We start from the raw sequence: 26,231 nt of genomic DNA on the forward strand, positions 1-26,231 counted from the left end.
GGCGTTGCGGTCGACGGTGAGGGTGTAGCCGCCGCGGGTCTCCTTGCTGTTGGCCTGGTACTGGTGGGCCCGGCTGTGGTCGGTGTACAGCTTCGGGTTCCAGGGCCAGTCCTTGGTGGTGGTCTCCTGGCCGTTCCACAGGGCGTACCAGAGGTTGCCCGGCAGGTCCGTCCGGTCCGGGGCGGTGGCGATGGCCTTGGCGCTGGAGGTGCTGAAGCCGTAGAGGCCGCCGCGGTAGGTCTTGGCGCGGAGGGTCTTGCTGAAGGCCCGTACATAGGTCAGGGTGGCGTCGTTGCACGCCTTGTCGGCGCTGTTGTACGACTCCATGTTGAGGTAGACGGGGCTGCCGGCCTTCATGCCGAGCGCAGCCGCCTTGGCGATCGCGTCGTTGGCGTTGCTGACCCCGACTGCGGCGGCGGTGGCGGCGGTGAACCGCTCCTTGTTGCCGCTCGTCTGGCACGGCGGCTGAGCGCCGACGTAGAGGGGGATGACCCGCCAGCCGGCGGTGTTGACCGACTTCACCCAGGATTTGGTCAGATTGGGCTGGGAGCACCCGCGGTTCTTCCCGCCGATGTAGACCGCGACACCGCTGTAGTAGTTGTCCTTCTTCCACGCGTTCATCGTGGCGAGGGAGGGGGCGGTGCAGGCGTCGAACGCCCGGCCGGTGTAGGTCTTCTGCGCCGGCCAGGCCGTGGCCGCCATCGAGGTCTGCGCTACGACCCCGGCACCGGCCACGACGACGACGCCTGTCGTCGCCAGCGCGATGTAGCGGCCTTTTTTGGACAACCGGTGCTTCGACATTCCCCGCCCCAAAACGCATCAGGCTCCGGGTCCCCGGAGCTGGATCATCATAAGCGGGAGCGGTGGGACCGCCGTGGCCGGTCCGGTCCTCCGCCACTGCCCTCCGGGCGGGGCGGTCAGCGATCCGCCCGGCGGCCCGTACGGACCGCGGTCGGGTGCCCGTCGCAACCGCCGCGCCGGGCGGTCCTGCTCCGGTTCGCCCGCCGGGCACCTCCGCCGGTGCGAGAGGAGCCACCGTCGAGCCTCGCCCGTCGCCTCTTGCGACCTGCGGTTCTGCTGAGTTCGGTTCGCGTGTTGCGCGCTTTTCGGCAGGGCGGTGGTTTGATCGATGAGGCAGGGCTCTGGGCCCTTTCGTGCGGCGAGGAACGCTGCGGTATGGCCCGATACCGCCCTCACGAGCGGCAAGCGCTCACTCAAGGACATCCTCGCCCGCGCAGACGCGGGTCGGTGCAGGTCAGGGGATCCCTCGAAAGTGCTACATCGTGCTCATCTCCCTGGATGGATGTGTCGTTCGGGCTGTCTGCGCGGTGCGGGCCCGCAGGAGGTCGCGCCAGTCGGCGGGCCAGTTGGCCAGCGCCAGGATGCCCATGATGAGAAGGTGGGCCGGCGCGGCCCAGCTCTCCACGGCCGGGTCGTGGTTGACGATGTGGGTGGTGGCCGCGCCGGTGAGCACGAACATCAGCGTGATGGCTCCCAGGAAGCGGGTTCGCTTGTCGGGGATCACCAGCAGGACAGCTGCGGCACCTTCCAGGGCGCCGACCACGAAGCGCATCCAGGACGGGTAACCCCACTCGACGAACTTCACGGAGTACGCCGAGCTGAAGATCGTGTCGCCCGGCCAGTACTTGGTCACGGCGCCCAGTACGAACTCGAAGGCCAGGAACCAGTACAGGGCGGTCATGAGGCGCTTTGACATGCGTGTCCTTTCAGCAGGAATTCGGGCAGGGTCGGGCCTCCGCGCGGCGCGTTCCAGGCCGCGCGGAGGCGTTGCTGTCGGGGGTCAGCCCCGCAGGGCCGCGATGGCCTTGTCGATTCGCCGCCTGCGTGTCTCGGGCTTCTTCGCGCTCTCGATGGCGCGCACGTGCTCGCGCTGGCGGCTTTGGGACAGGGTGTTGTATGTGGCGCGGGCGAGCGGGTCGGCGTCGAGAGCCTGGGCGAAGTCGGGGGGCTCGACGACCACGCGCGGCTCGGTGTCGAGTTCCAGCTCGACCTCGACCTCCTCGCCGATCGCGACATCCGCGGCTTGGCGGTTGGCGTGGCTGAGGCCGAGCAGGTGGCGGCCGCGCAGGATGGCGACCCGGCTCTTCCAGCAATGCCCGTTGACCGTGATCGTCACGGGCGGCCGCGCGCCCCCGCCCAGCGCTGCTACGACTTCGGGCGGAACTTCCAGGCCCCGCATGGGATCCGGCGGCTCGACGTAGGCTCGAAACTTCATGCTCTTCCTCCTGCTGTTCTGCCCGCCCACGGCGGATCCGGCCCGCTCGGCTGCGATCAACGCTGCCACGTCTCCCAACGGCACCATCGCCGGGTCCGGGACGGCTGCGGCACGCGCCGCGCCGTTCCGGACGGCGATGGGGCACGCGAGCGCGGCTACTCGGCGTAGGGCTGGTCGGTTCCCTCGGCGCTGTAGCCGAGGCTCCAGATGTAGCCGTCCGGGTCGGCGAAGGTGCCGCCGTATCCGCCCCACGGCAGAGCTCCGGCGGGCTTGAGGATCGTGGCGCCGGCCTTCTGGGCCTCTGCCATGATCTCCTCGACCCGTGCCTCACTGCGGACGACGTAGGTCAGGACCAGCCCGCTGAAGCCGCTGCCTTCCTGGTCCGTGCCCACCTGGTCGGCGAGGCCCGCGCGGCTGTAGAAGCCGACGGGCGAGGCGCCGTCCGATGCGAAGAACACCGAGATGCCGAAGTCGTTCTGGATTTTCCAGCCGAGCCCCTCGGTGTAGAACTGCTTGGCCCGGTCCATGTCCCGGACACCGAGGAGGATGGAGCTGACGTGGGCTTTCATGGCGTACTCCTTGCATGGTAGAGGTAGGTGTGCCGGGCATCCGGGCAGGGGCCCGACGGCCCGCAGCGGCGCGTGGTGGCCGGTCGAGCAACAGGGCGGGGCGGAGCGTCAGTTCGGCGTGGCGGCGAGCGCCGCGGCGGTCTCCCAGGCGAACGCGTCCGGGTCGGTGAAGGCACCGGCGGTGCTGCCGAGGACGAGGCGGTGCGAGCCGGTGTCATCGACGGGGGCGCCGAGGTCCTTGGCCAGGGCGCGGCGCTTGTACAGCGCGAGCTTGATGGGGCTGGACTGGCAGGGGGCGAAATCGGCGTACGTGCCCCCGACGCTCTTGGCCACGGTCAGGCCCCGGTCGGCGTAGAAGCGGCGAGCGGCCTCGAGGTCGGTCACCTCGAGGGTGACCGACGCGAGGGACGTGGTGGCTGCGGTGGAAGCGGTGGTTGCCATGACCATCACGCTAGGGGCTGCCCGGCGGCCGGGGCTTCTCGATTCCTGACCGGTCGGGAGACGTGCTGCGCCACGCACCCCGGCATCTTCTCCACCGTGCTCGCCGACCGCGCATCGCAAGCCGTACCGGCGGCATCGGCCGGGTCGGCGGCCGCGTCCGCCGCTTGGCGCCGGAAGGCCCCGGGCGGCATGCCGACCAGCTCGGTGAAGCGCGCGGTGAACGTGCCCAGGGACGCGCAGCCGACCGCGCAGCAGACCGCGGTGACACTGAGGTCGCCCCGCCGCAGCAGCGCCGTCGCCCGCTCGATACGACGCGTCATCAGGTACGCGTACGGCGAGGCACCGTAGGCGTCCCGGAACTGCCGGCTCAGCTGCCCGGCGGACAGGTTCATCTCACGGGCGAGCGCCTCCACGTTCAGCGGCTGCGCGTAGTGCCGGTCGATCCGGTCACGGACACGGCGCAGTCGCGCGAGGTCAGTCAGGCGCTGCGCCTGCACGCGGGCACGCCGCCATTCAGGCTGACACATCAGGACCCTCCCCTTGGTCGGTCATTTCCGATGACGTTTGCGCGCGTCCGCGGGCCCGCCTCGGCCGGCACCGCGGACGCGCGGCGGTGTGGACCGGCCCTGCGGACGCTCGCAGCCGCCGGGCAGGGGCGGACGGGGTGCGGGCTCATGACCGGTGTCTCGAAGGCCCGGACGCGGTCGCGGCGCGCGACCGGCAGGGCCGGCACGTCCGCTCCGGTGCGCTGCCGTGTTCCTGAGGGGTGGTCACGGTGCCGGCCCGTGCGGCCGCGGCGATTGCCGCACGGCTCAGCGCAGCTCCTGGATGCGGACCAGGTTGCCCGCGGGGTCGCGGAACGCGCAGTCGCGGATCCCGTACGGCTGCTCGGTCGGCTCCTGGACGACCTCGGCATCACCGGCCTGCACCTTCTCGAACACGGCGTTGAGGTCCGGGGTGGCCAGCAGGATCCAGCCGTAGGTGCCCTTGGCCATCATCTCGGTGATCGTGCGGCGCTCGGCCTCGGTGATGCCGGGATCGGCGGCAGGCGGCGCCAGAAGGATTGACGTGCCCGGCTGGCCAGCCGGGCCGACCGTGATCCAGCGCATCCGGCCCTGCCCGACATCGCTGCGGATCTCGAAGCCGAGGACGTCGCGGTAGAAGGCGAGCGACGCGTCCGGGTCGTCGTGCGGAAGGGTCGTCGTGTGAATGGTGATGTCCATGGCGAGCAGGGTAGAGGCGACCCCAGGGGCCGCGCTTCTCGAATCCTGATCGATCCGGCCGCGCCCGGACCGTCAGGGGCGTGTCACGCGGAGCGCACGGTTCCCGCGGCGGTGCCTGCGCCACCCCGTCAGCCGCCCTCCCGGTGCACCGACGACGTGACGCCGGTCGGCCGTCCGCTGGATCGGCCGGCTGGTGCTGGGGCCTTGGCCCGGGGCCGGGCGAAGCGCCGCGTACCGATCGACTGCGGGCTGCGGCGGCCTCCTGGTCCCCTCACCACACGGTGCACTCGATGCTCCTCCCGCGAGCCGCCAGGTGGTGTCCGCACCCTGTGATACCGCTTTTCCGCACGAGCGCGTGCCGCTGCCGCTGACCGCCAGGCGGTGTCGCTACTCACGCACACGGCCAGGACGGAACATCTCGGCCGTGAGCGCCCGGAACGCCTCTTCGGGATCCCGTCCGTCCAGGGGGCCGTCGAGGTTGTGGGAGAGCAGCAGTGTCGCGAAGCCGTGGGCTACCGACCAGGCCGCCATGAAGCCGATGAGCGGGTCGTCGCCGTAGCCGGCGACGGCCGTCCGGAGCTGGGTGCGCGTTGCTTCGCGCGCGGCGATGAGGTGGGGGTCGTCCGGGCGCAGGAGTTCGGGGCTGAACATGATCTGGAAGTGGGCGGGGTGGGCGGTGGCGAAGCGCACGTACAGCACGCCCAGGTCGCGCAGGTCTTCCGCCTCGCTGAGCGCGGTGGACAGGATGCCGTAGCCCTCGGCGGCGATGGCGCTGAGCAGGCCGGCTCGGTCCTTGAAGTGGTGGGCGGGCGCGGCGTGGGAGACCCCGGCGCGGCGGGCCAGGTCGCGCAGGGACAGGGCCGCGGGTCCCTCGGTGGCGATGACGTCGAGGGCCGCGGTGATCACGGCGCGTCGCAGGTCCCCGTGGTGGTAGGCGCGTTCGGTGGGCATGGTCAGCAGATTACCCGCAATCTAGGCGTTGACAAGTTAGGATCGCGGACGGCAATCTAGTCGATGTCAAGATGTGCTGGGTCACCGGAAGAGGGATCGTCATGGACCACGACAACGGACGCGTGCGGCAGATGTGGCACCTCCTGGAGCCGGTGCACGCTGTCGTCTACTACGCCCCCGAGGTCTTCGACGAGGTCGGGGCGCTCGGGTTCGACACCGCGCAGCGCTGGCCGAGCTACTTCGCGCTGCGGGCGGCGCCACTGGGGACCCCCGGCGCCGGTCAAGTGGCCTCCGCCTTCTACAGCTTCGATCCGCACATGGTCGCCGAGCACATCCCCGCCGCCTGGGACATCGCCGCACCCGAGGCGGTGCTGGCCGCCCGGGAGCGGGGCGTCGATCGGGCGTACCGCGCGCTCCTCGGCGACCGGATAGTCGGCGCGGACCTCGCCGAGGCGGCCACGCTCGCCCGCCGCGCGGCGGAGGCCGCGCCCACCGCGGGCCGCCCGCTCGCTGCCGCCAACGCCGCGCTGCCCTGGCCGAAGGAGCCGCATCTCGTGCTGTGGCACGCCGCAACGATTCTGCGCGAGCACCGCGGCGACGGCCACCTTGCCGCCCTGCTGACCGCATCACTCGATCCCGTGGAGGCGCTGGTGTCCTTCGCCGCGATCGGCGCGGCCCCGGAAGAGACCTTCGCGAGCCGCGGGTGGGGTGAGCCCGCATGGGCAGCCGCCCGCGAACGGCTCATCGCGCGGGGCCTGCTGGATGCCGACGGGGCGGTGACCGATGCGGGACGCGCGGTGCGCGCCGAGGTCGAGCGCCGCACCGACGACCTGGCCGCGGCCCCCTGGCGCGCGCTCGGCGCCGACGACACCGCACGGCTCGCCGAGCTCCTGGGCCCTTTGTGGCTGGAGGTGCTCGGCTCCGGCATGCTGCCGTCCCAGAACACCCTCGGCATCGGGAAGGTCTGAGGGAGACCTCGCCGCCGCGAGGGCCGCGGCGCGGGCGGCGCCGCCCGCGGCAGGGCGGTACGCTCCGGGACGCGGTCGGGCGGCCGGTGCGGCCAGGTCCGCCGTGCGCGGTGGCCGGTTCGTCGAGCGTCCAAGGGGGTGGCCGATGTTCTGGCCGGAAGTCACGGTGGTTGACGCGTGCGTGCGGCGCGACGGCCGGGGCGGCAGCCCCACGGCCGTCACCGACGACGACCCCGCGGCCACGGACGCGGACCGGCGTGCGCTCGCTGCCGCGGCCGGCACCTCGCACGCGGCGTTCCTCGGCCCGGGGCGGGCCCCCGATGGTGGCCGGCCGGTCCGGTTCTTCACCGCCACCGCCGAACTGTCCGGCTGCGGCCACGGCACCGTGGCCGCGCAGGCCGTCTGGTTGACCCGCACCGCGCGGGGCGAGCTGCACGACCGCCAACACACCGGCGGGCGCACGTTCGACACGGTCGCGATCCGCCGTCCCGCCGGGATCGAGGTGTGGTTCGACCAGGGCCTGGTCGCGCTGCGTCACCCGGCACCGGACGAGCGCGCCGCGCTCGTCGCCGCGCTCGGGCTCACCGCGGACGACCCGCATCCGACCCACACGTCACGGATCGCCGCGCCCGGCACCCCCCGCCTGCTGGTCCCGGTCCGCGACCGGGCGGCGCTGCTCCGCGTCCAGCCCCGCCTCGGAGAGTTGGCCACGGCGTGCCGGCGGTACGGGCTCCTCGGCTGTTTCGTGTACGTACCGCCGGTGGGCGACCGACCGGGGGCGGCGCGGATGTTCGCGCCGGCGATCGGTGTCGCCGAGGACGTCGCCAACGCCAACAGCACCGGGGCCCTGGCCGCCCACCTGCTCGACACGACCGGGGCGCAGACGATCGCGATCGAGGTGGAGCAGGGCGACACCCTCGGTCGACCGTCCAGCGTGCTCGCGTCAGCCCGCCGCGGGCCGGCGGGCATCACGACCCGGGTCGGCGGGTTGGCGATGGTCCGCGACGCACCCTGAGGCACCGACTGGACCGTCCTGGGGCTGGCGCGGGGGCCACCGACGACGACCTGCTCGGGTCTCCTGGTTCCCGCCCACGACACCACGACGATCACCGGGATTCGCCGGGGGCCGCCACCGGGGCGGCCTGGCGGAGCGGGGAGTTCCCCCGCCGGCGGCCGGGCATAGTGTCCTGGGCGGATACGGCGTCACGGGCCTTTGGGGCGTCGGGCGTAGGACGCTCAGAGAGTGGGGAATGGCTTGTGGGGAGCTGGTTAGGGAACCTGGTGGGGTGTCTGCTCGCGCTCGGGGCGATCGGCGCCGTCGTAGCATCGGGGCGGCGCTTGCGGTCCGCGCAGCGGGCCCGGCGCGCCCGCATCGGGCCGGTCCGATCGGCGCAGAGCCCGCTCGATCTGTACGAGCTGGCCTATCTGTGCGGGCGGGGGCGCCGTGTGGCCGCGGCGGTCGTGGTGCGCCTGCACGCCCAGGGCCGGTTGGTCGTGGGCCGGCCGGCGGACCGGTGGATCACCGCGGAGGCCGTGGGAGAGGCACGGGACGGCATCGAGGCCGCGGTGCTCGCCGCGCTGACCGCGCAGCGGAACGATCACGGGTGGGTGCCGTGGCCGGTGGAATTGTTCGACAGCGATCCGCCGCTGCGGGCGCTACGCGAGCGGCTGATTGTGGAGGGACTGCTCCAGGATCAAGGTGCCCTGGTCGGCGTGCTGCACCGTGATCCGGTGTCCCGCTCGTACTATCGCGCCCGATATCGCTTCACGCAGACGCTGCGCTGGGTGCCGGCCGTGGCCGTCGCGGGAGTCGTCGTCGCGGTCGTCTGGCGGGCCTACCTGCCGCTGGTGGCGTATCCGCTGCTGGTGTGGGCCGGCCGTCGACACCGTGACCGGTACGCCGACGACCCCGACTCCTTCGGCGTCGTCACGGCGGCCGGTCACAGCGCGGTGCGGGCCGCCGAGACCGAGGATCGCGTGCCTGCCGTGGAGCGCCTGGTCCATGACGTGGCTCGGTCCGGTCTGAATGCCCTTCCCACCACCCATCCGCTCACCGCGCCCACGCCGCTGCCGCGGCAGCCGCCACAATCCGAGCCGGAACCACCGGAGAGCGTGATCGATGCTTCGCCGGGCCTCGGCGGCCTTTGACGAACGCGGGCCCCTGGGGCGCGTTCCGTATCCGCCACATCGATCCGCCCACGGCCGTCTCGGATGGCGATCCCCCTGCGACATGCGGCACCTGGAGGAGACCGCGTACCGGACGCAGGAGGGACGCTCGGCGGCACGAGCCGAACGGCGCTGGGACGTACGGGGCGCGGTCAGCAACCGCTCGTGATCAGCACGGTGTGAGCCGCATACAGCGCCGTTTTGGCCTGCGCGACGCGGTCGCCGGCGGCGTCGGCGCAGATGGCGATGAGGGTGCGTCCGGTGGCGACTTGGTGGAAGAGCAGGGCCGCCTCCGTCTGGGCCCGCAGGTACGTGAATCGGACCGGGGTGTCGTGTTCATCCGACTCGTCGGTCTGCAGGAGCTCATAGGGTTGGCCACCGAGCCAATACCCCACGGGGGAGGGCTCGCCGGCGGACAGGGCCCGGTGGACGGCCCGCTCGTCGACGGTCACCGTCTGGGTCGTGCCATCCGCATCGACGGTGATCTCCGCGTCGTACGGCTGCGAGCGGATCACCCGGTCGTCGTAGGCGGCATCGACGCTGTACACCCCGTAGGGCCCGGTCTGTTCGGTGTAGAACATCGCGATCCGGGCGCAGGGGTCGTAGCCGCCGCTGGGGTTGCGAACCGTGTTGACCACGTAGTCCGCGGTGGTGGCGGACCATTCGTCCTCGTGCACGCTCATACCCGTCCCTCCGGTCCGGCGGCGGGTGCTGCGGGGTCGCCGACAGCGTTCCACCGGGTGCCTACCCCCCTGGGACGTCTTCCCCCAGACAGCTCGCCGACGCGCCGCACTGCAGCGGAGCTGGGGACGTTGCGGTACCGGAACTGCTCAGGAGCATCTCGAGCCGCCTGAGCCCGCTGCGGCCCGCGCGGTCGTGGGGCGAAAAGGCGGCGCACCGTGGGGCCGACGGATATCGGTGCTGCGGCCGGGAGACGGTGACCGGGTCGGCCCGCCGAGCCGGATTCGGTACGCCGTCACCCGTCCGATCACCGCCCGGCCAGTGTGCGGTGACGGGACGGCAGGTCCAACTGCCGGGTTGTTCAGCGGAACGCGTCCGCGTTCTCCGCCGCCCATTGGCGAAACGGGCGGGCCGGGCATCCGGTGAGCCGGGGAACCGTGTCATGGACCCGCAGTACCTCCGGATTCACGTCACCGCCGATGACGTCGAGCACCGCGTCCGCGGTCTCAGCCCCGAGGATCGCGGCCATGTCCGCGTGGGCGTGGCGGCGACTGCTTTCGGAGAAAGGAGCCACCCGGCCCAGCGCTGCCGCGATGGCCCGCATTTGCTGCCGGGGCGTGATCAGCTCAGGACCGGTCAAGGCGTGGATATGCCCTTGGTGGCCGGGCTGGGTGCAGGCCACGCGTGCTACGGCGGCGATGCCGCCGCGGTGGATGGTCGGCAGTGCGGCCTGTGCGTACGGTGCGTGGACCGTCTCGTCGTTGCGCACGGTGGCCGCCCACATCACTGCGTTGGAGGCGAACTGTGTGGGCCGCAGGATCGTCCGGGCCATCCAGCTGGCCTGCAGCAGTTGCTCCACGGCGAGGTTTTCGGCGGCGGGGCCGAGGCCCCGTTCATCGGTCGGCGTTTGCCGTGTCTCAACTCCGACCTGCCCGACGCTTGTGCTGACAACAATATCGGCACGGACCGTGCCGTGCCGATGCTGAGATCATCATGGGCATCCAGGCAGAGCATGTCAACGGCACGCGGCCTGCCGAAAGAGACGGGACTCGTGAGGGCGAGGCCGCATTCCCGTCGTGGTGCAGCACGCACCCGACGGCCTGCTTCAGGTGACCTGGGAGCCGAAGTCGGCGAGGTGGTGCGGAGCTTTGAACCGCTTGCCCGCAGGCCAGCGTCGGCGAGCGCACTCCCGACCGGGACTGGCCGTCCGGACGGACGCCGGCAGCGTTCTGGTGCAGGCGGGTGGGTCGGTCCCGGGGCCGATGGGCGGGGTTGGGGGCCGGTGGGTGTCAGGGGCGTCTCGGTGCTAGCGAACCGCCGCCGTCCACCTCGCGGGCTCCCCATCGCAGGCACCTTTCGGATCGGACGGCCGGGGTGAGGCTTCGTCCGGTCCGGGTTCTCACGTGCTCGGTGCCCGCGCCGGAGCAGCGGCGACCGGGGGTTTCCCCGGGTGTATACGGCCCTCGGTCCGCCCGCCTGTACCCTCGAGCCGGATCCAACCCCTGGACGAAATGGTTCGAACGCCGAGTGGAGCAGCCCAGCTGCACGTCCCCACGTCGTCCAAGCCCGGGGATTCCTCGTCCCACCGTGACCGGCCCCGTTGTGCTGGCAGCACGCCGGGCCCCTGGCGCGCTGGGGGGCGGCGTGCTGCGTGTGGTGCGTTGGCCGGTGCCCCGCAAGGGGTCAGCGGGCGAGGGAGACGGCGAAGGGTTGGAAGCCGTGTCGGCGCAGGATGTGGGGGACCAGGAGGATGAGGGATTCGGTGGCGCGGGCGGTGGTGATGTCGCCGAGGTCCTCGATCCAGGCGGGCTGCCAGCCGAGGTCGCCGAGTAGGCCGGTGACGGTCTTCTTCGCGGTGTCGTCGTTGCCCGAGACGTAGACGGTCGGTGGGGTGGCCAGGGATTGGGGTGCGGTCATGACCATGAACAGCATGGTGTTGAGGGTCTTGACGACCTGGGTGTCCGGGAGCGCGGCCTGCAGCTTTTCGGCGAGGCTGCTGCCGGGATAGCACAGGTCGCCGGGCAGGCCGTCGTCGGCGTCGCGAGTGGCGTTGGAGACGTCGATGAGGATTTTCCCGGCGAGTTCGGTGCGCAGGTCGGCCAGGCGATCGAGGGAGCTGTCGCCGGGCGTCGCGTTGATGACCAGGTCCGTGGTGCGGGCGGTGGTGCGCTGGTCGGCGTAGGTGGGGTGCGGGCTGGATCCTGCGGCCAGGGCGGCGATGTCGTCCGCGTCTCTGACGCCGAGGGTGACCTGGTGGCCGGCGGCGGCGAGGTGGGTGGCGAGGTTGGATCCGACGCGGCCGGCGCCCAGGATGCCGATGCTGCTCATGTGGTGGTGCTCCTTGTGAGGTCAGGTAACGCGTGCGGGGGTGAGCGGAGTTCGAGCGGCGGGCTGCCGGTCAGACGATGGGCGCCAGGACCTTCAGGACGCCGACGTGCACGCCCGGGGCGGCGGCCAGGAAGTCGCGGCTGCCGGTGTGCCAGGGCGCGCCGGCCAGGTCGGTGACGGTGCCGCCGGCCTCGGCGACCAGCAGGGCACCGGCGACCAGGCCGGAGCGGACGTCGGAGAACTGCCAGAACGCGTCCATCCGGCCGGCGGCGACGTGGATGAGCTGCATGGTGGCGGGCACGGACACCCGGACGACCAGGCCGTTGATGAGCATGGCGGTCACGGAGTCGCCGATGCGCCGGAAGGTGGCGTCGGTCTCGCCGGGCTTGGCCTGGCCGGTGCCGATGAGGGTGGCGCCCAGGTCGGTCTTGGCCGACACCTGCAGCTTCTGGCCGTTGAGGTGGGTGCCGCCGCCGGCCACGGCGGTGTAGGTGTCGCCGGTCAGCGGCAGGTGCACCACGGTCAGGACCGGCCGGTTGTCGCGGACCAGGGTCGCGGTCACGGACCAGTCGTCCATGCCGTGTACGTGGTTGATGTTGCCCTCGGCGGGGTCGACGACCCACCACTCGCCGGCCGGCAGCGCGCCGCCCGCCAGTTCGTCCTCGGCCCACTGCGATCCTGCGCGGGCCTGCAGCAGCGGCTCGCGCAGCACCGCGAGCACGGCGTCGTCGTTGGCGTAGATCTCGGCGACGACCTCGTCCAGGCTCACGCCCCGGGCGTGCGTGGTGTAGCGGTCGCGGAGGGTGCGGCCGGCGGTCTCGACGGCGGCGGTGACGTCGGCCAGCAGGGTGGTGTCAGCGGCGAAAGGCAGGGCGGTGCTCATGGCGGGCTCCTTGAAGTGGTGGTGCGGGCTGGTGGGTTGGTTTCCCTGCCCGCCCTGTGACGGTAGGCCGCCCTGTCATTAACAACAAGTGCATGCTTGTCACTTGTAGAGTTACCCGCATGCAACTGGATTTGAATTTGCTCACCGCCCTGGACGCGCTGCTGGAAGAGGGCAGCGTCGCCGGCGCCGCCGCCCGCCTGCATGTCACCTCCCCGGCCATGAGCCGCACGCTGGGCCGCCTGCGCAAGGCCACCGGTGACCAGATCCTGGTCCGCACCGGCCGCAGCATGGTCCCCACCACCCGCGCCCTGGCCCTGCGCGCCCCGGTCCACGCTCTCGTGCAGCAGGCTCACCACCTGCTGTCCGCGCAGGAGGAGCTCGACCTGGCCGCTTTGGAACGGGTGTTCACCGTGCGCTGGCACGACGCGCTGGTCGCGGCCTGCGGGACCGCGCTGACCGCGACCGTGCGCCGCCAGGCCCCCGGCGTCCGGCTGCGCCTGTCCGCCGAACCCGCCACCGACACCCCCGAACTGCGCCGCGGCGAGGTCGACCTGGCCTCCAGTTCCAGCCCCCCGACCCGCCCCGACATCCGCCACCGCCTGGTCGGCACCGACCGGCTGGTGGTTGCCGTCCGGCCGGGCCACCCGCTCACCGAGGCCCCGCTGAGCCTGGAGCGCTACGCGGCGGCCGAACACGTCACTGTCTCGCGGCGGGGAAATCTGCGGGATCCGATCGACGACGCCTTGGGCGCCCACGGCCTCCAGCGGCGCGTCGTTGCCGCCGGGCCCACCGCCGCCTTCGCCCTGCAACTCGCCCTCGAAAGCGATGTGGTGGTCACGTTCCCCGACGCGGTCACCCGCACGGCCCGCGACCACCTCGGGCTGGCGACCTTGCCCCTGCCGCTGCAGGTGCCCGACGTCTCCCTGTACTTGCTGTGGCACCAGCGCTACGACGACGACCGCGCGCACGCCTGGCTGCGCGATGTGGCCGCGGGCACGATCCAGGCGCTGTTCTCGTCGCCCAGTGCGTGATTCCCCTGCCCGTCGGCCCCGCTGACCGGAGGCGAGGGCGGGGGCGCCGGGTGCGGTCGGCCGCGCGCGGCGCCGGGCCGGTGCGGGGCGTTCCGGGGCGAGCGCGGCGGCCGGGAGGTCTCTGGCGGGCGTCCGGCCACGGGGCCTGTGGGCTGCGGTCGTATCCCTCCCGCCGTTCGGCGCGGGGCTGTTGCGGTGATCGGCCGTCCGGGCCCGTGGGGGTCGCGTGGAGGCGCCTGTGGAGCGCAGTCCCTCGTCGGGGCCGTCTAGAAGGTAACGGGGCACCCGTTGCTTGCGGCGCGGCTGGCCCGCGCAGCGGATGGTGGCAGGGGGTCAGTTGAGGACCGCGATGGCTTCGACCTCGACCAGATGCTCCGGTACGTCCAGGGCCGCCACCCCGATCAGGGTGCCCGGTGCGAGTGGGGTGATCCCCAGGGTCGCCGAGGCCCGCGCGACGCCCTCCAGGAACAGGGGCATCTTGTCGGGGGTCCAGTCGACGACGTAGACGGTCAGCTTCGCCACGTCGTGGAAGGACGCGCCGACCTCCGCCAGGGCGATGCCGACATTGAGGTAGCCGCGCTCGACCTGCGCGGCGAGGTCGCCTGCGCCGACCGTGGCCCCGGCGGCGTCCCAGGCGACCTGCCCGGCGATGAAGACCATCCGCGAGCCGGTGGCGATCGCCACCTGCCGGTACACCGGGATCTGCGGCAACCCGTTGGGGTTCACCAGGGTGATGGCCATGCTGCCCGCCTTCGTGTCAGGAGCGCCCCGGTGCGTTCGACCCGGGCATTGTCGGTTTCTTGTGGTTACTGGGGAACTGTAGGAGAGTGGCGCCTGACGTGGAAGAACGCACTTTTTGGTGACGGGGGAACCTGATGGGAACCAAGCAGCTCAACGGCCTGCCCGAGGACACAGACCTTCGACGCGCGGACTCCCTGGCGCGGGAGATCTTCTCCGACGTCGCCAACAAGTGGGCGTTGCTGATCATCGAGGCTCTCGGCGGGGGCACCCGGCGCTTCAGTGAACTGCGCGACGCGGTCGAGGGCATCAGCCACAAGATGCTCACCCAGAACCTGCGCATGCTGGAACGCAACGGCCTGCTGGAGCGCACGGTGCACCCCGTCGTGCCCCCGCGCGTTGACTACACCCTCACGGAGTCGGGCCAGGCGCTGCAGGCGACCATCGACGGCATGTGTGACTGGACCCAGCGGTACCTCCGGCACATCGAGAGCGCCCGCCGCCGCTTCGACGCCTGACGGGCGTCCCGGGCCGTCGGTGCATCGCCCTCCGGCAGTCGGACGGGCGGCAGCGATCGGGTCGGCGGTCGGACGTGGCCGCGCGCCGGCGGGCGAGGTGGCACGCGATCACCGCCGCCGCACCTACCACCCGGCGGTGTGGGGGAGGGGGCGGGCGGGGGCTGTCGCCGACCTGTCTGGCGGTCGGGGCCGGGACGCGCGGACGGCGCCTACGGTCCGCGGTGCGCTGCAGGGGGCTGCTTCATCTGCTCCGGGGTTTGCCGCGCCGCGCATCCTTGCGGCGGTGCCCTCGTCGGTCCCGGCACGGAGCCGGCGTCCGCCCCCGCTCGGGGTGCGGGCCGATCGGCGGTTGGGGCTCGACCAACGTCGGCGGGGCGGAGGCAGTGCCGACGCGTCGCGCCCCCGGGCCTCCCGGAGTTCACCCCCCAGGACGCAGGCGAGACGCGCAACGGAACGACGCCGGCCGGGTCTAGAGGCGGCAGCTGATCTCCATGCCGTCCTCCACGGGGAAGGTGACGCTCTGGTAGCCGTTGCGGGGGTCGCGGACGTAGTCGAGGTAGGGCGCGAGGTCTTCCAGGTCGACGTCGTCGGCGATGACGAGGGTGCCGGGGGCGAGGCGGGGTTCGAGCAGGTGCAGGACGGGCAGGCACAGGTCCTTCCAGCCGTCGAGGAGGACGAAGTCCGCGGGGTCGGTGAGGGTGGCGAGGGTCGTGCGGGCATCGCCGTCGAGGACGGTGATCAGGTCGTCCAACCCCGTCTCGGTGAACGTGCGGCGGGCGGCCGTGGCCTTGATGGCACTCAGTTCCGTGCTGATCACCCGCCCCGCCCCGTTGTCGCGCACCGCGGCGGCGAGATGGAGCGTGGAGATGCCGAAGGAGGTGCCGAACTCGACGACGGTGGCGGGGCGGACGGCCCGGATCAGGTTGTACAGCAGGCGCCCGCCCTGGGCGGAGATGGGCATGTACACCTCCGCTTTGGCGTCGGCCTGCTCCTGCGGGGTGAGGGGCGCGGAGCCAGGGGGTGACGCCGCCCGGATGCGTCGGCTGGCCGCCTCGTCCTGCTCGGCCTGGCGGAACATCCGGTCGAGGGCGGTGGCGACGCGGGGATCTTCGAGGGTATTGGTGGATGACATACCTCTAGACTAGACGCACCGTTGCGTAGCGTCTAGAGGTTCTGGCCTAGGCTGGCCCCCAGGAGGCAGACATGGCACGAGGAAGTACGGCCGCCGCGGCGGCCGGGCCAGAACCGGCGGCACGCCACCACGGCAACCGGCACGGCCGCAGTGAACAGGCCCGGCAGGCCGTGCTGGAGGCAGCCGACGACCTCTTGGTCGAGAAGGGCTTCGCCGGCGTCACCATCGAGGGCATCGCCGCACGGGCGGGCGTCGCCAAGCAGACCGTCTACCGCTGGTGGAAGACCAAGACCGACATCCTCCTGGACGCCTTCCTCCAGGACGCGGCCGAAGCCCTGACCCCGCCGGACCACGGCAACCTGGCCGCGGACCTGCGCGCCCACCTGCACCACCTGGCCCTGTTCCTCACCGGGTCCGACGCGGGCGCGGTCTTCACAGCCCTCATCGGGCACGCCCAACACGATCCCGCGTTCGCCGCCGCCCTGCGCTCGGGCTACCTCGACGAGCAACGCCGCCGCGACTTGCTCCCGCTTGAGCGCGCGGTGGAACGCCGCCAGCTCGCCGCCGGACTCGACCTGGCCGCCGAGCTCGACCAACTCGTGGGACCGATCTACCACCGCGTCCTGGTGACGGCAGAACCCGTCGACCAGGCCTTCACCGACCGCCTCGTCGAGGCGTTCTTGCACCGCACGCACGTCGCCGACGGCGCCGCCGCCGTCGGGGAGATGGGGAACCGATGACGCTGCAGGCAGGCCAGCGGGTAGCGCTGGCCGCGGACACCCGGCTGACCGACGCCAGTGAGGTGGCAGGGGTCGTCCTCGGGTTCTTGTCCCTGGCGGCGGGCACCGGCGGGACCGTCGAGCAGGTGATCGGCCACCAGGACGAGAGCGAGGACGTGCGTGAGTACGAGCGCCTCAAGTCGCTGCTCGACGCCTTCGGAGGTGCGATGCCCCCGGAGAGCAAGCGGCAGCTCGAAGAGAAGATCGGCGCGCTGGAACCCGCCTGGACCGCCTTCCAGGAACGGGGCCCGCGGGTGAGCGTGCGGGTCCGCTTCGACAACGGATTCATCCTCGACGGGGCCGACGAGAGCGTCTTCGTCCCGGCCTGAGGACGCGACCCCGGGACGGAGCGGGGGCGCCGCGCTCGCGCCCGGGGGAGAGGGAGGGCCGGCCCGGGCCGGCGGGGATCACCGCGGGCGATGAGTTGGGGCCGCCGCCAGAGCGCGACCTGCCGCACCCGCCGGTACCGCGTGCGCCGATTCAGGTGTGGTTGGGCGAGCGGCGCAGGCGCGGCACCGTCCCGGTCGCGGGAGCGGGGTTCCGACGCGGATGGTCAGCCACCGGCCGCACCTTCGGTGGTGAACCGGATGATCCATCGGCGCCGGCTCGCTGAGTCCTGCTCCAGCAGGATGGCGATCTGCGCAGGTGGCAGACCCTGCAACGCCGGCAGCACCGTCACCGCCTGGATCGCGACGTGCCATGGCCCGCGCACGTCGCGTCGGAGGAGGCAGGGGTGATTACCGCAGGCGCGCGCTCACGGACCACCACCTCGCCGGTGGGGGACGTTGTCGGCACGTCGATCGCGCACCCGGCGGGTCCCCTGTTACCGCCCACCCCACAGCAGACCCCATCACTGCGCCACGGACGAGACTTCTGGATTCCGGCTCAGTATCCCCAACGCCCCCGGCTGCCGTCCTGGCGGCAATAGATCATGCGCCCGTTTCCGGCGTGCGTGGAGCTGCCGATGTCGGCCTTGCGGCAGAATTGGCCCGCGTTGTAGCAATTCCCTGCGTTGGAAACGATCTCACATGCGGCGGGCGCGGGTTTTGTCGTCTTCGGGGGGTTGGTTGTAGGCCGCGGGGTGGCCTTGGTCGTGTGCCGGGTCGTCGGGGCGGCGGTCGGCGTCTTGGCGACGGGGGTCGCGGCGGGGGTGGTCGACGGGGAGGGCGCGGCTGTGGTGGGGGGAGCGCTGGTGGCGGACGGCGCCGGGGGCGCGGCGGCCGTGGTGGGGGCCGCGGCAACAGCGGTCGAGGTGGGCGCCGTGGCGTGCGTGTTGTCGGCGACAGGACCGCAGGCGACGGCAGCTCCCGCGACCACCATGGCGACCAGCGCCCGCCGGAGGGCTTCCCGACGCCGTCCGCGTCGGAAAGTGCGATCGGATATGCCGCCGTTGACGTCTCTGTCGCTGTCTGAATCCGCGCTGCGCATCGGTTACCCCCACCTGAAGCTGTCAGAGAAGGCACATCCTAGGAACGGCCGTTTCGGCACCGGAGGGAATGGTTGAATCGTAACCAACCCTTTATGTCCGGAGATAAAGAGGGTGAGAGCATGGCGCGGTTTGTTCCGGGACCTGCTGGGGCGGCGTGAGCGCGGAACTGCCGGATGTGGCGGTATACCGTTGCGGCGTCCGCCGGTCCCCAGATGGGCGCGTTCGATGGCGCGTCTGAAGCTGTTGCCGCTGATCCGGCCGGAGCCACCAGTCGCTCCCGCTCGTGCGTACCCGTCCCCGCCCCCGCGGGAATGGGCCGTCCGGGATCGTGCAGTTGTCGGCTCTGCCGAGCCCCGACGTGCGGTACGCGATCGCCCGGTTCCTCCCGCGCAATCCCCGGGCGCGGCGGTGGTTCACCGCTCTGTCGCAGCACGCCGCACCCGAGCGACGGCCCGGTCGGTGCCGACGCACACAGCCACCGCCGTCCCGAGGAAGGCCGACGCGGCCTGCAGCAAGGGGACTTCGTAGTACGCAGCCGTGGTGCCGTGGGCAGCGGCGTAAGCCGCCGCAGCCCCCGCGAGCACGGCGCCGCCGAGCTGGACCGGTAGCACGAGTGCCGGCCGCCAGGCGTGGGCTTCGCGTGCCGCGGACAGCGTGTCGCGTAGAGCCCATCCGGCCGCAGTCCCGGCAAGGAGCACGGCGGCGCCCGCCGCGAGGGCGGGCGTACCGAAGGTCACCCCGTAGCGGATGGTGAGGGCCGGGACGAAGAACAGCACCAGCCAACGGCGCAGTGCGTGGCCGATGAAGGTCACCGCCAGGCCGGCGGTCGGCCCGACCGGCCGGCGGGCGGCGGCGAGACGTAGCAGGGCCAGCGTGGCCACGGCACCGGCGGCCAGCGGGGTTCGGGCACCCAGCCGGCCCAGGTTGTAGAGCAGCGCCGTGTCGTACACGACCAGGACCAGGACACCCAGCGCCCCGAGCGAGCCGATGAACACGAGCAGGCGGACGGCGGACAGCGGCCCGGGGTTGTCGGGTGCTGCCGGATCTCGGGCCGCCAGGGCCGCCAGGAGCAGCGGAGTGATGACGGCCGAGCAGGCCCGGACGACGATGTCCTGGACGGTGTAGGGATTGCGCAGATCCCATTCGACGATGCAGAACACGCCGGTGTATGCGACGGCGGCGAGCGGCAGCAGGGCCGAGCGGAAGACTCGTCGGTACAAGGTGGCGTCCAGCCAGCGCAGTGCCGTCGCGAAGGCCAGCAGCACGAACGGCAGCTCCAGGAAGGCCTGTACCCGCAGGACGGAGGGCGCGAGGAGGAAGGGCGCGGGGAAGTGGGCGGCGAGCCACCGCAGGACCGGGGTGTCATCGGCGAGGTGGAACCAGCCGGTGGGCAGATACTGGGCGACGAAGGACGGATCGCCGCCGTGCACGTCCAGGATGTAGACCGTGAAGAGCACCTGGTTCAGGTAGAGCAGCGCGGTCACGCCCAGCAGCGCGGTGAACGGCGTGACGCCTCGGCCCCCGGCCCGGGCTCCGGCGGGCCCGCCGGCCCGGAGGCGGCCGGCTGTCGCGGCCCCCAGCAGGACCGACAGCAGCACTGCGGCGTCCACGCTGTTTGTCACTCTCGCGTCTCCTGATCCGCACGCAGTGCAGCGCTCCTGGTGGAGACGGTCCTCACATGCGGCCCGGTTGAGGGTAGTGCGTCGCAGCCGCTCGATCGGAGCGGGGCACGATCACGCACGATGGACGGTGCACTGCGCGCACGCCCCCAGTGAAGACCGGCTGCCGGAGGCTGCGGGGTACGCCTGCCGTCGTCCCCGCGCCGGGGCCCGGTAGCGGGTGGGGCGGTCCGCGTCGGCCTGCCGACGGGGTCGGCCCGCTGGTCCTTCTGCGGGGCGGGCCCGTGGCCGAGCGCGGGGCGCCGGCTGCTCTGTAGGATCTCGCGGCTCGTGTCATAGAGAACAGTCTTGACCAGCGAGTTTCTGCGCTGTCTCAACCCGTGTCCGGGTGCCCGTGTCTCAGGTCCGCGGCATTTCTTCAGGACCGACATCAGGAGCCGTCCGCTCCGACCACTCGCGCACGGTCACGGCATGCTCTATGCGCCTGACGATGTCCTTCTTGGACGCCGTGTCCAAGGTCTCCGGGATCTTGTCGAAGGTGCCGGGAAGGACATCGAGCAGACCCCAGATCTGTTCCCCGGTCCGGACGGTCAGCAGTTGCTGGCACCTCCACTGCAGCGGCACCTTGGGACGGTGCGTGAGCCGCTGCACGAGCGTAGGGAACAGGTAGTGCGTCGCCTCCGCGGCGAGGTGCTCTTGGAGCCAATCGACCGGGAGGCGCTGGCTGAAGCCGTGCATAGCGGCCTCCTGGGCCAGGTCCAAGAGCTGAGCGGTGTCGACGGCTCGGACGCTGCGGGGAAGGGGCGGAGTCATGTCGAGATGATCCCAAGAAGCCTCAGCGGGGCCGAGAGGTCAGCGGAGCCAGGATGCGATCTGTTGTCGGCGTTCGCGTCAAAGTCAAAGTGCACCGGGTGGTACACGTGAACGTGCACCACGCGGGCCGAGCTTGCGGCAGTGGCATGGCTGCCTCGGCCGAGTTCCTTGAGGAACTGCCGCTGGCTGTCCAGGAATCCGTCCGCGAAGAGCGAGTGGGGGGAGAAGAGCGCGGTGAGCGTGATCTTGAGGTCCGACTGCTCAATGGACTGCTTGAGCAGTGAGTGGGTCGCGTCCGGGTAATGCTTGACCGTCAATGCGCCACCTGCGTCCAGCACCTTGTGGTAGATGCGCTCCGTGTCGGCGGTGTCCACGTTGATGTCATGGCCTGCGAGGGTCAGCAGCACCGGTACGCCGCGCAGGGCGCGGAGGTCTTGCGTGGCGTCCGCGGTGTAGTTCTTGGAGATGAAGCCCCAGCGGTCGGCGGTCATGCCGTCCGCGTCGCCGCCCATCGCCTTGACGTACTCCTCGAAGGTCGCCTGGCGTTCCAGCAGCCGGAGGGTGGTGTCGCTCTTGGCGACCTCCGCCTTGGTGCGGGCTGCTGATGCGCCGTCGGCGCGCAGCTCGGCGAGGAGGTTGTAGCGGCCCTGCTGGAGCCAGTTGATGGCGGGCGAGACGGCGATGACGAAGCTCACGGGCGTCTTGGCGGCGATCTTCGGCAGGACCCAGCCCGCCTGGCTGGCGCCCCAGAGCCCGATCCGGTCGCCGTCGATGTCCGGGCGGGCGCGGGCCCAGGCGATGGCGGCGGCTGCCTCGTTGGCCCGGTCGTCCATGGACTGGTCGAGCCAGTCGCCGGGTGCACCCGCGACGCCGGGCTTGTCCCAGGACAGGGAGGCGTACCCGGCCTTGGCGTTCGCCTCCCACATGGGCTTGTAACCGTCGTCGTGGGTGGCGTCGACGGGGCCGTCGCCGTGGACGTACACGACCAGGCCGTGGTGCTTGCGGCCGTCCCTGGGGATGGCCAGTACGCCGTTGAGGGTGTGGCCGCCGTGGCGGATCGTGACCCGCTGCTCGTCCATGTCGTAGGAGTTCTGCCATAGCACCACACCGACGAGGCCGGCGGTCACGACCAGGGCCGTGGCGAGCGACCACACGGCGATGCGGAGTCCGCGCCGTCCGGGTCGGATCTTTGGACACATGAGATCTGTCCCCTTTGGTCGGGTCTGGGCACAACTAAAACTATCACATCGAGCACGATCGTCATGAGGATGGTAGTTTTAGGTGAGGGTTGCAGCGAGAAAAGGGGCACGGCATGGGACTGGACGTGACAGGCACCGGCACTGGACCGGTGACAGTGCGGCGGGGCGTTCCGGCCGGAGCCGAGCGGCGGGCGGCCGAGCTGTACTGGGACGCCTTCGGCCGCAAACTCGGTCCCGCCCTGAACCCGCCGGGCAAGGCGGTGCCCTTTATCGCCGCCCACCTGAACGCCGATCGCGCGGTCTGCGCACTCCTGGACGGGCAGCTCGTCGGCCTCGCCGGCTACCAGCACGACGGGCGGGCCCTCACCGGAGGATCGGCCTGCGCCGTACTGCGCGCATACGGACACCTGCGAGGACTGCACCGACTCCTGCTCCTCGCCCTGTTCGAACGTCACCCGGCCCCCGGACAGCTCGTCATGGACGGCATCGCCGTGGATCCGGACATGCGCGGCCGGGGCGTCGGGAGCCTGCTCATCGAGGAAGTAGCCGCCGTCGCGGCGGAGCAGGACTGCCGGGAGATCAGACTGGACGTGATCGACACCAACCCGCGCGCCAGGGCCCTGTACGAGCGGCGCGGCTTCACGGCCGTACGGACCGAGCACACGCCCTACCTGCGCGGACTGCTCGGATTCGGCGCGGTGACCACCATGCACCGCCCGGTCGGAACAAAAGGAGTGAGAGAACTGTGAGCGCCGAGACCGACCACGTCGAGGTCCCCACCCGCATGCTCGTCCACGCGCTGATCCGCGAGGACGGCACCGTCGACGCGGACGAGCTGTACACCGTCGCCAACACCCTGGGCATGAGCGACCAGCAGGTACGGCTGTGCATCAAACGCCTCGTGGCCGAAGGCCGATTCACCTACGAGGGCCGAGGCCGCAAGGCGGAGCTGCACGCGACCACGGACACCACGCGTGCCCTCGCCCCCAACGCGGACTTCCTGCGGCACGCATTCCAGCAGGACGCCGGGCTCGCGCCCTGGGACGGCGTCTGGCACCTGGCCGCCTTCGCGGTGCCCGAATCGGCGCGCACCGCCCGGGACACCCTGCGCGAGACGCTCGTCCACCTCGGTGGCGCCCCGCTCCAGGGCGGACTGTACGTCTGCGCCAACACATGGGAACCGTACGTCGAAGAAGCCGCCCACCGCCTCGGCACCCACGGCGCGCTCACCCTCCTCACCACGACGGACCTGCGCAGGGGCGACATCCAAGAGCCTGCCGAACTCGCCCGCCGTCTATGGCCCCTGCAGGAGATCGCCGACCGCTACCACCGCCTCAGCCGCATCGCCCAGCCCCGCCTCGCCCAGCTCACCGGCCCTGCCGAACTCTCCCCATCCGCACTCCTCACCATCGCTGTCGAGCTGGCCGCCGAACTCACCCGCACCATAGAGCCCGACCCGCTGCTGCCGCCTCAGCTCCTGCCCCAGCCCTGGCCCGGCACCCAGGCCCGGGAGCTCATCGCCCAGTGCTGGGCGGCCCTGCACGAACGTGACCAGGGCGAAGCCCGCCCGACTCTCTTCCGCCACTACACCGACATCACCCGAGAAGCAGCAGACCAGGCCACGCACTGAAGACGGAACGGACGGCGCAGGTCGTGCCTGATGGGCGAAGGTACCGCGAGGGCGCCTGCCCTTGCGGACGGACAGGCGTCAGATCAAGGTTGTGCACTTTGATTCGTACCGACCGGTGATGTTCGGGTGTACGCCTACATCTGGCGACGGGCAGGGCCGGGTGCCCAGGGGCGATGCTGTGAACTGAGGCTTTTCTCGCTGTCTCACGGTTCAGCCGAGGTGTCAGCGGAACTTCAACGCGCGGTACGAGCCGGAACCCACTCACCCGAAAGGGTGAACGCCCCGACCGGCGAGTCTCACAACGGCGACATAAGTGCCATCGATGTGCCATCGGAGATGAGATTGTGCCGCGAAATCTGAGACCCTACATGCTCGGTCGCCCGCAGGAGCACCGCCGGGTGCCGGCGCTCGCGTAAGGGAGGATCGTTCCCCCGTGCGGCGCCTGCTGATCTCGTGGGGGGCGGGCCGGTCACGTCGACCGACGCTCGACCGCCGAGTTGACCCTCGACCTGTGGCCGGGTGTGGTCGCGGGGGTGCCACGTTGCGCTGCGCTGTCGTACGGGTGTGGATCAGTGCAGGTGCGCCTTCACGTGCTGGCCGAGGCGGCGACCGTGACGGTGACCAACACCGTCGCGTACGACCGGCAGGCGATCGAGGGGAGGGTCGTGGAACGCCTGTCGCACGATAGCGGCTCGCGACGCTTTTCTGGACAGCACCAGGAGCCCCATCTGTAAAGGCCCTGTCCGCTGGTCGAGTTGACCTGATCTCTCAGCGCACCCTTCGTATCCTGGTTCCGCAGGACTGGCATGCAGCATCAACGGGGGGTGGGCGCGTGGAACGAGGCGAGACGATCGCGGGTCGGTATGAGCTGGTCAAGCGGCTCGGCCGCGGGGGGATGGGCGAGGTGTGGGCCGGACGGGACCGCAGCTTGCAACGCGACGTAGCGATCAAGGTGCTCGTCCCGGACAACGCGGCCTTCCAGGAGCTGGCTTGGCGGTTCGAGCGGGAGGCGGTGGCCGCCGCGCAGATCAGCCATGCGAATGTCGTCGCCCTCTACGACCGCGGGGTTCACGAGGACGTCCTCTTCCTGGTCATGGAGAAGGTCGAGGGGGCCACCCTCGCGGAACACATCAGCGACGAGAGCCCGATGGACCCCTCCCGTGCGGTGACCATCGCCCAGGACATCTGCGCGGCCCTGATAGCCGCGCACCGGGCAGGCGTCATCCACTACGACATCAAGCCGCACAACGTGATGCTCACCCCCGACGGGCAGGTGAAGGTCGTCGACTTCGGGATCGCCGGATTCGTTCAGACCGCCTTCGCTCTGGCGCGTTCCTCCCAACTGTCGCCGGCCGGCACCGTCGAGTACGGCGCGCCGGAGCAGTTCCTCACCGAACGCGGGGACGAACGCTCGGACCTGTACGCACTCGGCAGCGTGCTCTTCGCCCTGCTCGTCGGCCGCCCGCCGTTCACCGGTCACCATGTCATGGCGGTCCTGCGCCGCAAGCTGGACGAGGACGCACCCCGGGTGGACTCCCTTCGCCCGCACCTGCCCCCTGCGTTGACCACGCTCGTCGCCGAACTGCTGGCCCGTGATCCGGCACGACGCCCCTCGTCGGCGGCTCAGACGCAGGAGCGGCTGGGCCGCCTGCGGGCGGAACTGGCCGCCCGCGAGGGCGTTACGGCCGCAACCGTGGACCTGAGGTCTGCCGGAGGGGGCGGGGAATTCGGCGCTGGGGGGAGCCCGGCCGCATCCCGTGCGGTGGTGCTGGCCCAGGTGGCCGGTGTGATGCAGGCGGTGGTCACCCAGCGGTCGACGCCCCTCCAGAGCGCGCAGCGGAGCATCGTTCCTCAGCCCTCGCCACGATCGGCTCCGGCGGCAGCGCACACGCGACCGTCATCCCGTGCGGCCCGCCCGTTCCAGATGTCCTGGACGGGCACGGAAGCGCCGACGACCTACGCGGTCCGCCGCGACGCGGACAAGCACTCCTACTGGTTCTGGACCGCTCTGTGGTCGCCGGTGGCGGTGGCCGGTACCTCCTTGTCCCTCCAGCACACGGGGTCCGAGGCCGGTGTGTGGCAGGTCATCCGCTTCCTGTGGCCCTTCCTTGTGCTCATCGCGGTCGGCTGCCTCATCGAGGCGGTTTTGGGCTCGCGGAAGCACGCCAAAGAGGCGCGGGCGCTTCCACAGCATGCGGCATGGACCCTGCAGGTTGGTCCGCACTCGATCGTGACCGCCGGCGTCCACGGACGACGCGAGTTCGCCTGGGATCAGATCCGGAGCGTCAGCATCGAGGAAATCGACGGTACGTCGCCCTATCGCTTCACCGGCGTCCACGTCCAGCTCGTCTCCAGTGCCGGTCGGCCGCGCAAGCTACCTCCCGCCGGATGGCCTCATCCCGAGTCGACGATCACCATCCGCGAGCAGGGGAAGGTCCCCATCTGCGTCCTCGGGCCCATGACGGGCCAGCAGCGCATAGCGCTGACCGAGGCCCTGGCCCGGCACGGCGGCGGGTAAGAGACCCCAACGAGGTGACGTCCTGGCAGCCGTAAGGGAGGGGGCGCGGCCCTGGACTTCAACCGGTGGTGATTCCTCCATCGCGGTGGAGACGACCGCGATGGAGGGCGAATGCGAGATCGGCGCCCCGGCGGCGACCTGGGGCTTCCCCTACGCCAGGAGATCGCCCCAGCCGTTCACGCTCAGCAGGTCCAGCCCGCCCTTGGCCTGGTGGATACGCCGGGTGCGGGTGCGCATCTCGGTGGGACCAGGTCCTGAGGCCACCGCGCGCCGCTGATGGCTTCGCGGCTCAGTCCGGAACTGAGTGATCGATCGCGTGAACCGCGAACCATCACCTCACGGGGGAGTCGCGCGCTGGACAGCCGGTGAGGACGCGCGC

General features: G+C 71.4%; 27 protein-coding genes and 2 pseudogenes. 11 read left to right on the forward strand and 18 right to left on the reverse strand.

The window, feature by feature from the left end; genetic code table 11:
• The 8 genes and pseudogenes from ABZ721_RS14480 to ABZ721_RS14515 form a co-directional block, all read right to left on the reverse strand.
• On the reverse strand, nucleotides 1-801 hold an 801-nt coding region (locus ABZ721_RS14480), incomplete at its 3' end, for a glycoside hydrolase domain-containing protein (protein WP_358788951.1).
• 475 nt (nucleotides 802-1,276) lie between these two features.
• Nucleotides 1,277-1,717, reverse strand: a complete 441-nt coding sequence (locus tag ABZ721_RS14485) for a DoxX family protein (protein WP_358788952.1) — start codon at nucleotides 1,715-1,717, stop codon at nucleotides 1,277-1,279.
• Between the two features lie 84 nt (nucleotides 1,718-1,801).
• Nucleotides 1,802-2,236: a YdeI/OmpD-associated family protein gene (locus ABZ721_RS14490; protein ID WP_358788953.1), complete on the reverse strand. Its 435-nt coding sequence runs from the start codon at nucleotides 2,234-2,236 to the stop codon at nucleotides 1,802-1,804.
• A gap of 155 nt (nucleotides 2,237-2,391) precedes the next feature.
• Nucleotides 2,392-2,805 carry a VOC family protein gene (locus tag ABZ721_RS14495; protein WP_358788954.1) on the reverse strand — a complete coding sequence of 138 codons (414 nt, stop codon included), beginning with the start codon at nucleotides 2,803-2,805 and terminating at the stop codon, nucleotides 2,392-2,394.
• A gap of 108 nt (nucleotides 2,806-2,913) precedes the next feature.
• A pseudogene (locus ABZ721_RS14500) lies at nucleotides 2,914-3,195 on the reverse strand (glyoxalase); the annotation flags it as partial.
• Between the two features lie 56 nt (nucleotides 3,196-3,251).
• Nucleotides 3,252-3,773, reverse strand: coding sequence for an AraC family transcriptional regulator (locus ABZ721_RS14505; protein WP_358788955.1), 522 nt, complete (start codon nucleotides 3,771-3,773; stop codon nucleotides 3,252-3,254).
• A gap of 285 nt (nucleotides 3,774-4,058) precedes the next feature.
• Nucleotides 4,059-4,469, reverse strand: a complete 411-nt coding sequence (locus ABZ721_RS14510) for a VOC family protein (RefSeq protein WP_358788956.1) — start codon at nucleotides 4,467-4,469, stop codon at nucleotides 4,059-4,061.
• A gap of 387 nt (nucleotides 4,470-4,856) precedes the next feature.
• A complete protein-coding gene (locus tag ABZ721_RS14515; RefSeq protein ID WP_358788957.1) occupies nucleotides 4,857-5,420 on the reverse strand; it encodes a TetR/AcrR family transcriptional regulator in 564 nt (187 codons plus the stop codon).
• Between the two features lie 101 nt (nucleotides 5,421-5,521).
• Between ABZ721_RS14515 and ABZ721_RS14520 the strand changes: the two genes are divergently transcribed.
• The 3 genes from ABZ721_RS14520 to ABZ721_RS14530 all read left to right on the forward strand — a co-directional run bounded on the left by ABZ721_RS14520 (nucleotide 5,522) and on the right by ABZ721_RS14530 (nucleotide 8,536).
• Entirely contained in the window at nucleotides 5,522-6,388 is an 867-nt protein-coding gene (locus ABZ721_RS14520; protein WP_358788958.1) for a hypothetical protein, read from the forward strand.
• 145 nt (nucleotides 6,389-6,533) lie between these two features.
• Nucleotides 6,534-7,403 carry a PhzF family phenazine biosynthesis isomerase gene (locus ABZ721_RS14525; protein WP_358788959.1) on the forward strand — a complete coding sequence of 290 codons (870 nt, stop codon included), beginning with the start codon at nucleotides 6,534-6,536 and terminating at the stop codon, nucleotides 7,401-7,403.
• A 242-nt stretch (nucleotides 7,404-7,645) separates the two neighbouring features.
• Entirely contained in the window at nucleotides 7,646-8,536 is an 891-nt protein-coding gene (locus ABZ721_RS14530) for a TIGR04222 domain-containing membrane protein (protein ID WP_358788960.1), read from the forward strand.
• Nucleotides 8,537-8,706: 170 nt separating this feature from the next.
• Here ABZ721_RS14530 and ABZ721_RS14535 read toward each other — a convergent pair whose 3' ends face one another.
• The 4 genes and pseudogenes from ABZ721_RS14535 to ABZ721_RS14550 all read right to left on the reverse strand — a co-directional run bounded on the left by ABZ721_RS14535 (nucleotide 8,707) and on the right by ABZ721_RS14550 (nucleotide 12,446).
• Entirely contained in the window at nucleotides 8,707-9,237 is a 531-nt protein-coding gene (locus ABZ721_RS14535) for a hypothetical protein (RefSeq protein ID WP_358788961.1), read from the reverse strand.
• A gap of 359 nt (nucleotides 9,238-9,596) precedes the next feature.
• Nucleotides 9,597-10,121 (reverse strand): annotated as a pseudogene (locus ABZ721_RS14540) (capsule biosynthesis protein CapD); the annotation flags it as partial.
• Between the two features lie 797 nt (nucleotides 10,122-10,918).
• On the reverse strand, nucleotides 10,919-11,563 hold the full coding sequence (locus tag ABZ721_RS14545; protein WP_358788962.1) for an NAD(P)-binding domain-containing protein: 645 nt from the start codon (nucleotides 11,561-11,563) through the stop codon (nucleotides 10,919-10,921).
• Between the two features lie 70 nt (nucleotides 11,564-11,633).
• Nucleotides 11,634-12,446: an inositol monophosphatase family protein gene (locus ABZ721_RS14550; protein ID WP_358788963.1), complete on the reverse strand. Its 813-nt coding sequence runs from the start codon at nucleotides 12,444-12,446 to the stop codon at nucleotides 11,634-11,636.
• Between the two features lie 119 nt (nucleotides 12,447-12,565).
• Here ABZ721_RS14550 and ABZ721_RS14555 point away from each other — a divergent pair, with 119 nt between their 5' ends.
• Complete coding sequence (locus ABZ721_RS14555; RefSeq protein WP_358788964.1) at nucleotides 12,566-13,477, forward strand: LysR family transcriptional regulator; 912 nt, start codon at nucleotides 12,566-12,568, stop codon at nucleotides 13,475-13,477.
• A 333-nt stretch (nucleotides 13,478-13,810) separates the two neighbouring features.
• On the opposite strand, the gene ABZ721_RS14560 is transcribed toward ABZ721_RS14555, so the two are convergent.
• The gene (locus ABZ721_RS14560) at nucleotides 13,811-14,218 is read right to left on the reverse strand and encodes a RidA family protein (protein WP_358788965.1); all 408 of its coding nucleotides are present in this window, start codon (nucleotides 14,216-14,218) and stop codon (nucleotides 13,811-13,813) included.
• Between the two features lie 134 nt (nucleotides 14,219-14,352).
• Between ABZ721_RS14560 and ABZ721_RS14565 the strand changes: the two genes are divergently transcribed.
• On the forward strand, nucleotides 14,353-14,733 hold the full coding sequence (locus ABZ721_RS14565) for a helix-turn-helix domain-containing protein (RefSeq protein WP_358788966.1): 381 nt from the start codon (nucleotides 14,353-14,355) through the stop codon (nucleotides 14,731-14,733).
• 469 nt (nucleotides 14,734-15,202) lie between these two features.
• Here the strand turns inward: ABZ721_RS14565 and ABZ721_RS14570 are convergent, their stop codons facing one another.
• On the reverse strand, nucleotides 15,203-15,865 hold the full coding sequence (locus tag ABZ721_RS14570; protein WP_358788967.1) for a class I SAM-dependent methyltransferase: 663 nt from the start codon (nucleotides 15,863-15,865) through the stop codon (nucleotides 15,203-15,205).
• Between the two features lie 71 nt (nucleotides 15,866-15,936).
• On the opposite strand from ABZ721_RS14570, the gene ABZ721_RS14575 reads away from it, so the two are divergent.
• Both ABZ721_RS14575 and ABZ721_RS14580 read left to right on the forward strand, forming a co-directional pair.
• Nucleotides 15,937-16,605, forward strand: a complete 669-nt coding sequence (locus ABZ721_RS14575) for a TetR/AcrR family transcriptional regulator (RefSeq protein ID WP_358788968.1) — start codon at nucleotides 15,937-15,939, stop codon at nucleotides 16,603-16,605.
• Nucleotides 16,602-16,973, forward strand: coding sequence for a hypothetical protein (locus ABZ721_RS14580; protein WP_358788969.1), 372 nt, complete (start codon nucleotides 16,602-16,604; stop codon nucleotides 16,971-16,973). The genes ABZ721_RS14575 and ABZ721_RS14580 overlap by 4 nt, the downstream gene beginning before the upstream one ends.
• Nucleotides 16,974-17,197: 224 nt before the next feature.
• Here the strand turns inward: ABZ721_RS14580 and ABZ721_RS14585 are convergent, their stop codons facing one another.
• From ABZ721_RS14585 to ABZ721_RS14600, 4 genes are all read right to left on the reverse strand, one after another.
• Nucleotides 17,198-17,323, reverse strand: coding sequence for a hypothetical protein (locus ABZ721_RS14585; RefSeq protein WP_358788970.1), 126 nt, complete (start codon nucleotides 17,321-17,323; stop codon nucleotides 17,198-17,200).
• A gap of 1,163 nt (nucleotides 17,324-18,486) precedes the next feature.
• Nucleotides 18,487-19,695: a hypothetical protein gene (locus tag ABZ721_RS14590; protein ID WP_358788971.1), complete on the reverse strand. Its 1,209-nt coding sequence runs from the start codon at nucleotides 19,693-19,695 to the stop codon at nucleotides 18,487-18,489.
• A 396-nt stretch (nucleotides 19,696-20,091) separates the two neighbouring features.
• The gene (locus tag ABZ721_RS14595; protein ID WP_358788972.1) at nucleotides 20,092-20,505 is read right to left on the reverse strand and encodes a hypothetical protein; all 414 of its coding nucleotides are present in this window, start codon (nucleotides 20,503-20,505) and stop codon (nucleotides 20,092-20,094) included.
• The gene (locus ABZ721_RS14600; RefSeq protein ID WP_358788973.1) at nucleotides 20,502-21,704 is read right to left on the reverse strand and encodes an alpha/beta hydrolase; all 1,203 of its coding nucleotides are present in this window, start codon (nucleotides 21,702-21,704) and stop codon (nucleotides 20,502-20,504) included. The genes ABZ721_RS14595 and ABZ721_RS14600 overlap by 4 nt, the downstream gene beginning before the upstream one ends.
• A 113-nt stretch (nucleotides 21,705-21,817) precedes the next feature.
• On the opposite strand from ABZ721_RS14600, the gene ABZ721_RS14605 reads away from it, so the two are divergent.
• The 4 genes from ABZ721_RS14605 (at nucleotide 21,818) to ABZ721_RS14620 (ending at nucleotide 25,852) form a co-directional block, all read left to right on the forward strand.
• The gene (locus ABZ721_RS14605) at nucleotides 21,818-22,453 is read left to right on the forward strand and encodes a GNAT family N-acetyltransferase (protein WP_317872945.1); all 636 of its coding nucleotides are present in this window, start codon (nucleotides 21,818-21,820) and stop codon (nucleotides 22,451-22,453) included.
• Between the two features lie 35 nt (nucleotides 22,454-22,488).
• Nucleotides 22,489-23,334, forward strand: coding sequence for a PaaX family transcriptional regulator C-terminal domain-containing protein (locus ABZ721_RS14610; RefSeq protein WP_358789081.1), 846 nt, complete (start codon nucleotides 22,489-22,491; stop codon nucleotides 23,332-23,334).
• A gap of 590 nt (nucleotides 23,335-23,924) precedes the next feature.
• Nucleotides 23,925-24,068 carry a hypothetical protein gene (locus ABZ721_RS14615; RefSeq protein WP_358788974.1) on the forward strand — a complete coding sequence of 48 codons (144 nt, stop codon included), beginning with the start codon at nucleotides 23,925-23,927 and terminating at the stop codon, nucleotides 24,066-24,068.
• A gap of 98 nt (nucleotides 24,069-24,166) precedes the next feature.
• The gene (locus ABZ721_RS14620) at nucleotides 24,167-25,852 is read left to right on the forward strand and encodes a serine/threonine-protein kinase (protein ID WP_358788975.1); all 1,686 of its coding nucleotides are present in this window, start codon (nucleotides 24,167-24,169) and stop codon (nucleotides 25,850-25,852) included.
• Nucleotides 25,853-26,231 lie beyond the last annotated feature (379 nt).

This window comes from Streptomyces sp. NPDC006733, assembly GCF_040636125.1.
Taxonomy (GTDB): Bacteria; Actinomycetota; Actinomycetes; order Streptomycetales; family Streptomycetaceae; genus Actinacidiphila.